12 protein-coding genes are annotated in these 11,650 nt (G+C 46.2%); 2 read left to right on the top strand and 10 right to left on the bottom strand.

The window, feature by feature from the left end:
- Positions 1–83: 83 nt before the first annotated feature.
- The 3 genes from NSQ66_RS01915 to NSQ66_RS01905 all read right to left on the bottom strand — a co-directional run bounded on the left by NSQ66_RS01915 (position 84) and on the right by NSQ66_RS01905 (position 2,479).
- On the bottom strand, positions 84–1,658 hold the full coding sequence (locus NSQ66_RS01915; protein ID WP_076142325.1) for a sigma-70 family RNA polymerase sigma factor: 1,575 nt from the start codon (positions 1,656–1,658) through the stop codon (positions 84–86).
- 85 nt (positions 1,659–1,743) lie between these two features.
- The gene (locus NSQ66_RS01910) at positions 1,744–2,073 is read right to left on the bottom strand and encodes a carboxymuconolactone decarboxylase family protein (RefSeq protein ID WP_036682746.1); all 330 of its coding nucleotides are present in this window, start codon (positions 2,071–2,073) and stop codon (positions 1,744–1,746) included.
- A 1-nt stretch (position 2,074) separates the two neighbouring features.
- Positions 2,075–2,479: a tautomerase family protein gene (locus NSQ66_RS01905; RefSeq protein WP_038568393.1), complete on the bottom strand. Its 405-nt coding sequence runs from the start codon at positions 2,477–2,479 to the stop codon at positions 2,075–2,077.
- Positions 2,480–2,589: 110 nt separating this feature from the next.
- On the opposite strand from NSQ66_RS01905, the gene NSQ66_RS01900 reads away from it, so the two are divergent.
- Positions 2,590–3,495, top strand: a complete 906-nt coding sequence (locus NSQ66_RS01900) for a LysR family transcriptional regulator (protein ID WP_076142326.1) — start codon at positions 2,590–2,592, stop codon at positions 3,493–3,495.
- Between the two features lie 61 nt (positions 3,496–3,556).
- A complete protein-coding gene (gene infC / locus NSQ66_RS01895; RefSeq protein ID WP_076142327.1) occupies positions 3,557–4,075 on the top strand; it encodes a translation initiation factor IF-3 in 519 nt (172 codons plus the stop codon).
- A 532-nt stretch (positions 4,076–4,607) separates the two neighbouring features.
- Here the strand turns inward: infC and NSQ66_RS01890 are convergent.
- The 7 genes from NSQ66_RS01890 to NSQ66_RS01860 all read right to left on the bottom strand — a co-directional run bounded on the left by NSQ66_RS01890 (position 4,608) and on the right by NSQ66_RS01860 (position 11,648).
- Positions 4,608–4,784, bottom strand: a complete 177-nt coding sequence (locus tag NSQ66_RS01890) for a histidine phosphatase family protein (RefSeq protein ID WP_143758693.1) — start codon at positions 4,782–4,784, stop codon at positions 4,608–4,610.
- Positions 4,785–4,802: 18 nt separating this feature from the next.
- Positions 4,803–5,405, bottom strand: a complete 603-nt coding sequence (locus tag NSQ66_RS01885) for a response regulator transcription factor (RefSeq protein WP_036682756.1) — start codon at positions 5,403–5,405, stop codon at positions 4,803–4,805.
- The gene (locus tag NSQ66_RS01880) at positions 5,402–6,556 is read right to left on the bottom strand and encodes a sensor histidine kinase (RefSeq protein ID WP_076215715.1); all 1,155 of its coding nucleotides are present in this window, start codon (positions 6,554–6,556) and stop codon (positions 5,402–5,404) included. The genes NSQ66_RS01885 and NSQ66_RS01880 overlap by 4 nt, the downstream gene beginning before the upstream one ends.
- A 4-nt stretch (positions 6,557–6,560) precedes the next feature.
- Positions 6,561–7,295: an ABC transporter permease gene (locus NSQ66_RS01875; RefSeq protein ID WP_036682760.1), complete on the bottom strand. Its 735-nt coding sequence runs from the start codon at positions 7,293–7,295 to the stop codon at positions 6,561–6,563.
- Positions 7,296–7,297: 2 nt separating this feature from the next.
- Positions 7,298–8,206, bottom strand: a complete 909-nt coding sequence (locus NSQ66_RS01870; protein ID WP_036682763.1) for an ABC transporter ATP-binding protein — start codon at positions 8,204–8,206, stop codon at positions 7,298–7,300.
- 195 nt (positions 8,207–8,401) lie between these two features.
- Positions 8,402–9,154 (bottom strand): oxygen-insensitive NADPH nitroreductase, encoded by a 753-nt coding sequence (nfsA, locus tag NSQ66_RS01865; protein ID WP_076101226.1) that lies wholly within the window; start codon positions 9,152–9,154, stop codon positions 8,402–8,404.
- Positions 9,155–9,185: 31 nt separating this feature from the next.
- Complete coding sequence (locus tag NSQ66_RS01860) at positions 9,186–11,648, bottom strand: heavy metal translocating P-type ATPase (RefSeq protein ID WP_036682766.1); 2,463 nt, start codon at positions 11,646–11,648, stop codon at positions 9,186–9,188.
- Between the last annotated feature and the right edge of the window lie 2 nt (positions 11,649–11,650).

Below are 11,650 nucleotides of genomic sequence, written 5' to 3'. Positions count from 1 at the left end.
CTGGAGCGCTTGAGTATCTCCAAGTTAGTGGAAGTCTTTTTATGCTCAATATGCCTTGTGTAGCAAACATTTAGATTAATAAATTACGCCTCGGCACTTCTATCCTGAAGCGCACCGACCAACGGATTCCACCGCCAGCGCGGAGTCAATCCTTGCAGATGTACACCTCCAAACCACTCATCGCTGTCATTCTTCTGCACCCAGTCTTCGTTTCCAGCTATTACACTCTTACCTAGCTCTGTTAATACAAGCTCACAGACTTTAAATTGTATTACTGAATCGTTATAAACAGGGAACTCATTGCATCCATGGGTTTGTAGCAAAGGGTACGGGCCTTGTACCAGCTTTCTTAGGATATGCCAATATTGCAAGTCGCCCATTCCTAAGATATGAAGCTGATCACCCACATTTTTGAACAGCTCATAGGGTGATTTTATTCCCTCATAGATCATCTCCAGCGTGAGTTGTTCTACGATACCAAGTCCGTTTGTAGTAGAGGGAAAGCGCGATAAATGCGCCTGAAAAGCGTCATGTGCAAAGGGCAAAGCCGATGTATCGGTAGTTAATCGTTGTTGCAGCAATTCTGGATTCGGTGATACATAGGCTTCCCAGAGTGCTTGACCTGCTTCTAGTTCTTTGGCTCCGATTAGCTTCCATGTGCCTGATAATGTTTCCATCTGCTCTATAGAAAGTTGTCCAAGTCCTCGAAATAACTTTATTCCCGGATACTCTCCAATGCATAGTAAGCTTAGCTTGGTGGTTAACATTTTCTGCTTCGAGAACCAATGGAGTAAATAACTGAGCATCGTCTGATCGAAAAGATCATGCTCGAACCATAACACCACTTCTTCATATTTATGAAAATCAGCTAAAATCTTCTCTTGCCTCTCACTATTTTCAATAAATTCCCTCTGCGGAATTCCCATCGTTTGTTCCAAATATTGCGCTCGAACTGCACGGTTATCTCCATCGGCAGGATCCAAAAATACGGGCCCATGCGAATATACCTCTCTCCACACCAGTACATCACCTTTAACGATTCCTTGCCGCAGCTTCTCTCCCACTACATCTCCATTTACAATGTGAAGCACATCTTTTCCCCCTTCGTACAAATGGTTGAATACGGAAAGAACATCTGCCACAGGCAATGCACCTTTCAGTTTGCGGCGGGCATCAAAAAGTCGCTTCTTCAATACCGAAACCGAAGTCCCCAGAAAGTCAGCAATCTCTTGTAGTGAGTAGCCTTGAAAATAATATAATTGAACGGCAATCCGCATATTGGACGTTAATGCAGCTATAGACTCGTGAACCAGCCGCTGGGTTTCCTTTTTTTCAATAATATCTGCTATAGAAAATGAAGATTCTGTCGCTTGCGCAGCTTCATCGTAGGGTAATGCAGGATGCTGCTTTCTTCGCAAGATACGATAACATTGCCGCACCACAATAGCTTTAAACCAGCCCGGGAATGCCTCTACTGCTCGTAATTTATTCAAATGCAAAAAGGCTTCTGTGAAAGCTTCCTGCACAGCATCTTCCGCTAATTGATAGTCACGCAGCTTTTCGAACGCAACTGCATTGGCCATCGGTGTAAAGTGCCTAACAATCTGTTCAAAAGCTTGTCGGTCTCCTTGTTTAGCCTCTTCGATATACTGAAGCATTTTCTCCCCCGCTCCCTTCTTCCGTATTATATACAAGTGCCAATGAAGTTCCTAAAGGTTACGGATGGGATTGAAAAGTCAGACGTTATTTATTTTTTCCTATTACATCCTTTGCAACCTCTAGAGCAGAAGAGGCTCGCGGCCAACCTACATAAAAAGAAAGGTGGGTGATAGCCTCCACGATTTCTTCAAGTTGTAAGCCGTTCTCTAAAGCCAAGCGCAGATGATAGGGGAGTTGTTCCGTCATGCCCCCCATCACCAAGGCAGAAATCGTAATCATGCTACGATCCCGAAGTGATAATTGCTCACGTCTCCATAAGTCCCCAAATAACACATTTTCCGAGTATTCGACGAATGCCGGAGCGAACTCGCCTAACGATTCCCGTACATTTGTGGCGATTTTCTGATGCGCCATATTACGCCTCCCTAACCGGAGGTTGTAGCATTTGAGCAACACCGTTACCAAACGACCAATCTTCGAATTCCGTATCGACGAGCACAATGAATATATCTTCTTTTCTGATGTTTAGCGTCATCGATAATTCCTCGGCTAGCCTCGCGTAAAAGCTTTTCTTCTGTTCCGTTGATCTTCCGGATTTTAGCGTAACTTGGATATATATCAGTCCGTCGCTTCGTTCAATATTTAAATAATCTTTACTATAAAAATATTCCCCCGCTTTATGCGCATGAAAAACCTGAAACATATCATCCTCCGGTACATGGAAATGCTGAATTAACGCGCTCATAATCGCTCTGCATATTCCTTCTAGCTGATGAATGTCGTATTGTTGCTCCAGATAACTGACTCTAATGAAAGGCATTTTAATTCACTCCTTCTTTGGAATTCTTTTATTGTACTCTCAGTATTTTGATTTATATAATTGAATAAGATAATAATCTTAATCAATTATACCGATAGAGGTGACAATCGATGGATCTAAAAGAACTGATGGCTTTTAAGACCATTCTTCAAGAAGGCACTTTCTCACGCGCTGCCGAGAAGTTGAATTATGCGCAGTCTACCATTACCAACCAAATTCAACGACTTGAAAAAGAACTGGGCATACAACTCTTTCACAGAGGCTGGGAAGTAGAACTGACAAGTGCTGGGCAAGTTTTTGCAGCGGAAATCGATAACCTTATTCAACACTGGAACTATGTATCAGAACTCACCAAAGCTTTACAGCATGACGAAATTGGCACACTTCATATCGGAGGCATTGAATCCATGATGGAATCCGTCCTACCGAACGCCTTGCGAAAGTTTCAGGAGCAAAAACCAAAAATGGCATGTAACTTCATTCAGGGTAACACTGATTCCCTCTCACAGCTTGTTCTACAAAGTGAACTGGATTTCGCCATCTGCGGCGAGCCGTCCGACCTGTCCTTCTTTTATTTCGAACCGCTCTATCACGAGAAAATCGCTTTTATAGTAGATGAACATCATCCTTTAAGCGGACGAGACGATATTTCATTTCGAGAAATTCTTGAATATCCAATTATAGCTGGAGGGCGCACTTGCTTATATTACCTTCGGTTAGCTAAGCAATTTTCGAGATTCGAATCAAAGCCCACTTTATCCACCATAAGCCAAATTTCTGCTATTCCTCATTTTGTAAGAAAGAACCCTGGGGTAGGGGTAGTGCTTGATTCGACAGCTTTAATGACAGATATCGTAAAAATAGATGTTGAACTAAGCGAGCCGTTCATTCAAGTAGGTATATTGCAGCGGCGCAACCGAGAATATCTAGCAACATCATCTAAAAAACTAATCCTAAAAATCATAAAAGAAGAAATTGAGAGGATTAGTAACGCTAATCCTACGCTCCACATTTGAACCTCAAGCTAGTTCCATATATGATAGCTTTATCATCGTTATCAGGGGAGGATTCATAGAAGTGGCAGTATTAATCAATGAACAAATCAGAGCATCCGAAGTAGTCCTTACAGGACTTAGGGGTGAGAAGCTGGGTATCGTCTCCCGGGAAGAGGCGCTGGCCATGGCCAGATCAGCAGGTGCTGATCTGGTATGCACCTCGCTAATGAGCAGCCCACCGCCCTGCAGCCTAACTGCAAAAGGCAAAGCAAAAGCGGCCGCGCAGAAGGAGGCAGCCTCAGCACGCAAGGCCAGTGGGGGTTCAGCTGCAAAGGGCGGCAGCAAGGAGAAGGTCAAAGAACTCCGCTTCACTGCTCATATTAAAGAGCACGACTACGATACTAAGCTCCGTCAGGCTGATAAGCATCTCCGCTCCGGCAAGCCGGTGCAATTAGTCGTGAAGGCATCCGGCGCCAAAGAAGCGGCTGCCTCCAAGGCCGTATTGGAGCGACTAGTGACTGACTTGAAGGACGTTGGAACGAAGGAAACGGGCATACAGACAGGCGGCAAAGGTTCACAGGTGAAATTAAATCCACGGTGAAGAGTGGAATTTCAGATAGAGTAGGCTCAAAACTAAAATGAGTCGACCATTTCATGAAAAGCTGCTGCTATCTGCCAATGTAGCTTTATTGCGAGCAGAATTCAGAATTGCGTTCGGACACCACAGCCCTTATTCGTAACTATTTCGCTGTTCTGGGATGCTAACGGACTTCAGAGACTTTATATCACTAAAATAGCACGATATTCCCTCCATTTATGGAAAATAAGATCTCTCGAGTCCGCAACTTCCTCCAAAAGGCTTAAAATGTACAAATAGCTGCATCTAAGTCCGTTAGTACAATAGCAAGTGGAAATCAGGAACTGGGCAAGGGGCACGATTCTTATATGCAAGCAAAAATGCCTTCGATGTCCCTAAAGAACGGTAAGCGCTTATGCGAGAAATAGAAGGTAATGTATCGTGCCGAACTTATACGTTCTTGTTGTATTTAAAAAAAAGGCCATCCTCTGCGGGATGGCCTTTCACTTCATAGACAATATCCTAGCTCGCTCTTAATCAGTCACCTTAAACATGATTACCCATTAATCCCCTTGGGCGATAGTTCATACCCCAATGGTGAAGCATATAATTCAACCAGACCGATAGATGCCATGCGTTTTCCCAATGCCGCTGCTGCTTCCTGATGCCCGAATTCCGTTAGATTATCTATGGAATAGTCCGGATCACCATGACGAATCAGAAATATTTGCATAACAATACCCTTCTCCCCTCAAATCCAGCCTTTTTCTTCCGCCAGCCGTACCGCCTCAATCCGGCTTTTCACTTCCAGCTTGTTGAGTATTTCAGAGATGTAATTGCGGACAGTGCCGTAAGACAGATGCAGCGAAAAGGCTATCTCGCTCGCGGTTTGCCCTTCTCCAGCCAGTTTTAAAATCTCTCGCTCCCGTGCTGTTAATGGATTCTCCTCCCGCAAACTGCCAAAGACTAACTCCGGAGATACCTCCCGATGTCCAGCCATGACACGACGAATAGATTCAGCTAGCTTATCTACAGGCTCGTCCTTCAACAAATACCCTTGAATACCAGCCTTTACTCCACGCTCAAAATATCCCGGACGGGCAAAGGTAGTCAAAATAATAATACGGGTCGGACACCCCTTACTCCGCAATATTTCTGCAACCTCCAGCCCGCTCTTGAACGGCATTTCAATGTCCATGAGACAGACATCCGGCTGAAGCTTGTCGATTAAAGCTAACGCCTCCGCCCCATCACAAGCTTCTCCGACTACTTCGATATCGTCTTCAAGATCCAGCAAAGAAGCCATCGCTCCCCGAAGCAGACGTTGATCCTCCGCTATAACAATGCTTATCATGCAGTCTCACCCCCTTGTGCATCTTTTACGATTAGCGGGATGGCAACGATCAGCTTAGCTCCCTGACCCTCAGCTGAGCTTAGCGACAGGGAGCCATCAATCAGGGATAGGCGCTCCGCCATCCCCTTCATGCCATTTCCATCGTTAAGCCCGCCGTTCCCTTTCTCCCCGTGCTGTAGGCCAATACCGTTATCTTTAACGGTAATTCGCACTTCTCCAGCCAGCTTTGCCACTCCTATGAAGCATTTATCCGCTCTGCTATGCTTCACGATATTAGTCACCGCTTCTTTGATACAGAGGCTGAGGATATTTTGCGTCAGGTCGGATACCCCCTCCAGAGAGATATCCCCTTCCACTTCTAAGGCGATCTCTGCCGTCCGCAGCATCTCTCCAGCTTCAGCCAGTTCCTCTGCTACTGAGACCGCACGCATTTCCGACACTAGCTCACGCACTTGACGGAGCGCAGCCCGTGAAGTGCGCTGGATTTCCCGCGCTTCCTCTTGGGCTCGCTCCGTATTTTTCGTCACCAGCTTCTCTACGAGTTGGCTCTTTAACGTAATCAAGGACAAGGTATGGCCAAGGGTATCATGCAGGTCACGGGCGATTCGCATTCGTTCCTCACGCTTCACCAGCTCTTTAATTACCTCATTCGCTTGATCCAGCTCTTTCTCCAGCTTCTGATTCCGATTCATGGACCTCACTCCGAACGGACTAATCAACATAATAATAATAAACGGAGCTAAAAATATCACACTTCCCCACTCCATCCCACGACCCACTAAGACCAGCACCGAAAGGATCATGATCACAAAAGAAGTAAATGCAATTTTGAAACCTTTATTCTCCGTATAATATGCGATAAAATTTGCGGTGAAAAAGCCCATGTACAGATTATAGGGGGTATAGAACACACTAAGCACCACGATGATCAACATTTGAATAATTAACCAAACATTAAACACTCCACCCCGCACCCAATACAGCTGGCGATAGCTGAGGGCAAATACCGCTATCATAATCCCGCCCAGAATGAGCTTCATTCCAGTCTCCCCGCGCAAATTCAGGATGGGCAAAACCAGATAAACAGCCCATACAAAAGGGAAAAACCCCTGTTTTTGTGGAAATAACCGGAACTTCGCACGCTCAGCCATTCATTCACACCGCTTCCTGTTTTTTTCGAATATAGACCGATAGTAACATAAAAACTACCAAATATCCGAGCAAAATCAAGACATTACTCCACGTCGGAGCTGATCCACGAACGATCTCCCAGGCTCCATTCCCATAGTTATAGGAAGGCAACCAATGACCAATCCGCTGCATTAATCGTGGCAGAATCTCAATCGGCATCCACATGCCCCCTGCTACAGCAAGAGCCATATAAATCACGTTGCTGACTCCACTGGCTGTATCCACCCGTTTCATAGCACCTACAAGCGTACCAATCGCTAAAAATGGTAGAGAACCGATCAGGATCCACAGCCCGCTAAGCACCCATTGACCCGCGGATAAAGAGACGCCATTGATTAAATAGCCTGCGATAAAAATACAAATGACCGAAAACAGATGCATCATCGTCTGTCCGAACATTTTTCCGAAAAAATAGATCGAACCCGGCAGCGGTGTAATCCGAATAAAGGTGGTCCAGCCCTGTGTTCGCTCTTGCACCAACCGGATGCCAAGCGTCATAATGGCTGAGCCCATTACACTGAAGGTCGCCATAGACATTAAATAATGAGCACGCCACGTTAGGTCATCGCTACCTGTATTGACCACCCGGGTGAAGATGAAATAGAACATGATGGGCATGAGCAAAGACCAGAACACATAATAGGGATTACGGATGATCCGCAGCATTTCTGCTTTACACTGTACAGTAATTAGTCTCATGGTTAGACAGCCTCCTCTTGGTTCATGGTCAATTGTTCAAAAGCCTCATCCAAACGTCCCTGATCAATTCGAACATCCTTCACGGGAAGTCCAGCCACAAAAATCGCTTTAAGCGCCTCATCTGTATCCTCTGTGGTCACATGAATGCGGCCATCTTTTTCATAACAATCCTCTATAGCAGCTAGGTCAAGCAGGTTGCTGCGCAATTGCGAGCGATCACCCACAGGCAGGAAGGACACGGAACGCTTCACAATCCGCGATTTAATCTCATCTGGACTTCCGTCCGCAACTAAGTGGCCTTTACTGAATAACAGAATACGATCCGCGATATCTTCTGCTTCCTGCAAATAATGGGTCGTGAACACAATCGTTTTTCCTTGCTCCGCAAGTCCACGAACCGTTTCCCAGAACCGCCGCCGGGAAGTAATATCAAGTCCGACTGTAGGTTCATCGAAAAAGATCAGCTCCGGATTACCCGCGAGGGCTAGCGCAAAACCCAAACTACGCTTTTGACCGCCCGAGAGCTTCTCGGCGTATCTATTCAAATCGGCTGGCGCAAGTCCAGTAGCCTTAATTAGAAACTCCATATCCATAGGCTTTGGATAATAACTGCGGATCAGGTCAATGATCTCCCGCACCTTTAGCCGATCCATTACACTTACCTCCTGCAGCATCGCTCCTGTCTTTTCTCGTACCACTTTATCCTTCGGATGATGCCCGAATAACTCCACTGTACCCTCGGTAGGCTCTATTAGCCCCAGCAGCATGCCTAATGCCGTTGTTTTACCCGCTCCATTCGGTCCCAGAATAGCTGTAATCGAACCTTTAGCAATGTTAAAGCTGATATTATCTACAGCCTTTTTATCCTTATATATTTTGCTGACTCCGTGCATTTCTATAATATTATCCATAACGTAATCCCTCCGCTTCCGAATGCGTTTGATCTATTTCAATCATATGGAAAAAGAAGACATGACATTAGTATGGACTGTCATTTCTTTAAGATGACAACTGTCACCTTCCTGGCTCCGAATAAAAAAGAGAGGCTGCCCTATCAGTAGAATGAACTACTAATAAGGCAGCCTCTTTAGGTGAAGAAAGTTTAGTTATCTTCGAAGGAATCCTTTTTCCAGCAGGAACTCCTTCATATGCAGCCGTGCTGGCTGTGCCAATCGCTCCGCCATAATGGCCGACCAAGGGGTGTCTTTGGCACCGTGGGTCCGCTCACGCATATAGTCTGAAGAGACTTTATCGTAAGTTTTGACCTGCTCCACAGTGGTTTCCGCATTGTAGCGATTACGATGCAGAACAGCCTCTAGTGGAAGCCGCGGACGCAGGCCCGAAGCTCCGTCAGGATAACCCACACACATCCCAAATATCGGGTAGACCAATTCAGGCAGTCCCAGCAATTCCGATACCTCAGCGATCCGGTTACGGATTCCACCGATATATACAATTCCAAGTCCTAGTGATTCCGCAGCCACTGCAGCATTCTGTGCAGCAAGCGCAACATCAACGGTAGCTACAATCAGGTTCTCAGCAGAATCTTCATAAGAAGTCTCTCCCTGCAAATGAGGTTTCGTCACCTCGCGCAGCCGATACAGATCAGCGCACCAGACCAAAAACACTGGGCATTGTTCTATATAAGCCTGATTGCCCGCTAATCCCGCAAGCTCCGTCTTTAGTGCCGGGTCAGTAACTGCAATAACACTATAGGCCTGAACATTGCTTGAGGTTGAAGCCATCTGAGCTGCTCCAATAATAGCGCTAAGCTGATCTTCACTTACTGGCTTATCCTGAAACTTGCGGACAGAGGCATGTTTCATTAACAGAGAAATTGTATCGTTATTTACTTGCACTGTGGCCACTCCCTAAATAGTGATGGTGATATTACAGCTTTACCCGCTGTAGCCGAAGTGCATTCAAGACAACAGACACGGAGCTAAATGCCATCGCAGCTCCTGCCAGCCATGGGGCTAGAAACCCAAGTGCAGCAATCGGTATTCCTATTGTATTGTAAGCAAGCGCCCAGAACAAATTTTGTTTAATATTTCTCATCGTTTTGCGGCTCATCATAATCGCATCAGGAATACTCTTCAAATCCCCGCGCATCAGCGTAATATCTGCTGCTTCCATAGCTACATCCGTTCCTGTCCCAATCGCCATACCCGTATCGGCAGTAGCCAGTGCCGGAGCATCGTTGATCCCATCCCCAACCATGGCAACCTTAGTCCCATTTTGCTGGAGCTTGCGAACCTCTTCAGCTTTGCCCTCTGGCAGAACCTCTGCTAACACTTTTTCGATCCCTGCCTGCTTCGCAATAGCCTCAGCTGTAATTTTATTGTCACCAGTGATCATAACGACTTCAATACCCATATCATGAAGCGCGGCTACAGCCGCTTTTGAGGTCGGTTTAATCGTATCAGCAACGGCCACAATTCCAGCGATTTCTCCCTCTACCGCTACTAGCATAGCTGTCTTTCCCGACTCCTCCAGCTTCTTCATAATTGGAGTCCATTCTGTGATATCGAGCTGATGATCTTCCATCATCCGCCGTGTGCCTACCATAACCTGCTGATCAGAGATAACCGCCATAATTCCACGTCCGGGCACATTATCAAACTGCTCAGCAGTAGGCAAAGCCAAACCTCTATCAGCGGCGCCAGCAACAATAGCCTCCGCAAGTGGATGCTCTGATAGCTTTTCGGCGGCTGCAGTTAAAGCTAACAAACGGTTTTCCGCGTTTTCTTTTCCATAAGCTGCAATTCCAGTTGTTGTCACAACATCAGTAAGCACGGGTTTACCATTCGTCACTGTACCTGTTTTATCTAGCACAACGGTCTGGATCCCTTGCGCTCCCTCTAAATGCTCCCCACCCTTGAAGAGGATTCCAAGCTCTGCTGCCCGGCCCGATCCTGCCATAATGGAGGTTGGCGTTGCCAGACCTAGCGCACATGGACAAGCGATTACGAGCACTGCAATGGCTTTTTCGAGGGCATCAGCGAACTGGCCAGGGGCTGCCCAGAAATACCAGATCAGAAACGTTATCACAGCAATACCCACAACAATCGGCACAAAAATCCCTGAGATTACATCGGCAATCCGTTGAATCGGAGCTTTGGAGCCTTGAGCTTCCTCCACTACTCGGATAATTTGAGCCAGCGCAGTGTCGCGACCCACTTTATTTGCTTTGATTCTCAAGATACCATTCTTATTCATAGTGGCACCGATCACGGTATCCCCTGGTTTTTTCTCCACAGGAATACTTTCTCCGGTCAACATCGACTCATCCACAGAAGAAGATCCCTCGACAACTTCGCCATCCACAGGCACCTTAGTACCGGGCTTCACCAATACAATATCGCCAGGAATGACTTCATCTGTCGGGATATTCATTTCTTGCCCATCCCGAATTACGAGGGCGGTTTTTGCCTGAAGCCCCATTAAGCTTTTGATTGCGTCAGAGGAACGGCCTTTCGCCAGCGCCTCAAACCATTTACCGACGAGGATAAGGGTAATGAGTACAGCACTCGTCTCATAATACATTTCTACAGTATGATTCATTCCCTTCATGCTTAAGGAATCAATGGTCAGATAAAGACTGTAGAAATAAGCTGCCGACGTCCCTAATACGACCAACACATCCATATTGGCACTCCGGTTACGAAGGGCTTTATAGGCACCGACGTAGAACTGCCAACCGATGATAAATTGCACAGGGGTAGCCAGAACAAGCTGGAACCAAGGATTCATAAATATATCCGGTGTTGGAATCCAGCCGGTGAAGGAGAAATGACCCGCCATCGCCCATAACAATGGGAACGAAAGAATTGCAGAAATGATCCATTTCCACTTTTTATGCTGAATTTCTTTTCCACGACGATCCACATGATCTTTGCGGTCTTCTTTAAGAGAAGCTTTATAGCCGATACTGCTTACCTTCTCCATGATCTCCCTTGGACTGATATTACCGGGTGTATATTCTACATGTGCTGTTTCCAGCGCCAAATTCACATTAACTGCTGCTATGCCCGGTGTACGGCTCAACACTTTTTCAATCCGTGAGGAACAAGCAGCACAGGTCATCCCCGATATATCAAAATCCGCAGATTCTTTAATAGTGTCATAACCAAGAGAACGGATTTTATCTTCAATTTGTGGCAACCCTGATACTGTCGGATCAAATCCAACAGTAGCCTGTTCCAAGGCTAGATTCACATTCGCACGAGATACGCCGTCCATCCGGGACAAACCTTTCTCAATCCGGGTTGCACAAGCGGAACAAGTCATCCCTGTAATCTGTACAGTTGCCTGCTGTTCGTTTGGTGAAGCTGTTGTTTTGGTTTTATCCATGA

Origin of the sequence: Paenibacillus sp. FSL H3-0329 (assembly GCF_037963285.1) — a bacterium.
GTDB classification, from domain to species: domain Bacteria; phylum Bacillota; class Bacilli; order Paenibacillales; family Paenibacillaceae; genus Paenibacillus_AQ; species Paenibacillus_AQ odorifer.
This window is presented reverse-complemented; position numbering and strand designations above follow the sequence as displayed.

Excerpts from the sequence above, each read along its gene's own strand:
- NSQ66_RS01915 (WP_076142325.1), bottom strand. The coding sequence starts at position 1,658 with ATGCTTCAGTATATCGAAGAGGCTAAACAAGGAGACCGACAAGCTTTT.
- NSQ66_RS01910 (WP_036682746.1), bottom strand. The coding sequence starts at position 2,073 with ATGGCGCATCAGAAAATCGCCACAAATGTACGGGAATCGTTAGGCGAG.
- NSQ66_RS01905 (WP_038568393.1), bottom strand. The coding sequence starts at position 2,479 with ATGCCTTTCATTAGAGTCAGTTATCTGGAGCAACAATACGACATTCAT.
- NSQ66_RS01900 (WP_076142326.1), top strand. The coding sequence starts at position 2,590 with ATGGATCTAAAAGAACTGATGGCTTTTAAGACCATTCTTCAAGAAGGC.
- NSQ66_RS01890 (WP_143758693.1), bottom strand. The coding sequence starts at position 4,784 with ATGCAAATATTTCTGATTCGTCATGGTGATCCGGACTATTCCATAGAT.
- NSQ66_RS01885 (WP_036682756.1), bottom strand. The coding sequence starts at position 5,405 with ATGATAAGCATTGTTATAGCGGAGGATCAACGTCTGCTTCGGGGAGCG.
- NSQ66_RS01880 (WP_076215715.1), bottom strand. The coding sequence starts at position 6,556 with ATGGCTGAGCGTGCGAAGTTCCGGTTATTTCCACAAAAACAGGGGTTT.
- NSQ66_RS01875 (WP_036682760.1), bottom strand. The coding sequence starts at position 7,295 with ATGAGACTAATTACTGTACAGTGTAAAGCAGAAATGCTGCGGATCATC.
- NSQ66_RS01870 (WP_036682763.1), bottom strand. The coding sequence starts at position 8,206 with ATGGATAATATTATAGAAATGCACGGAGTCAGCAAAATATATAAGGAT.
- NSQ66_RS01860 (WP_036682766.1), bottom strand. The coding sequence starts at position 11,648 with ATGGATAAAACCAAAACAACAGCTTCACCAAACGAACAGCAGGCAACT.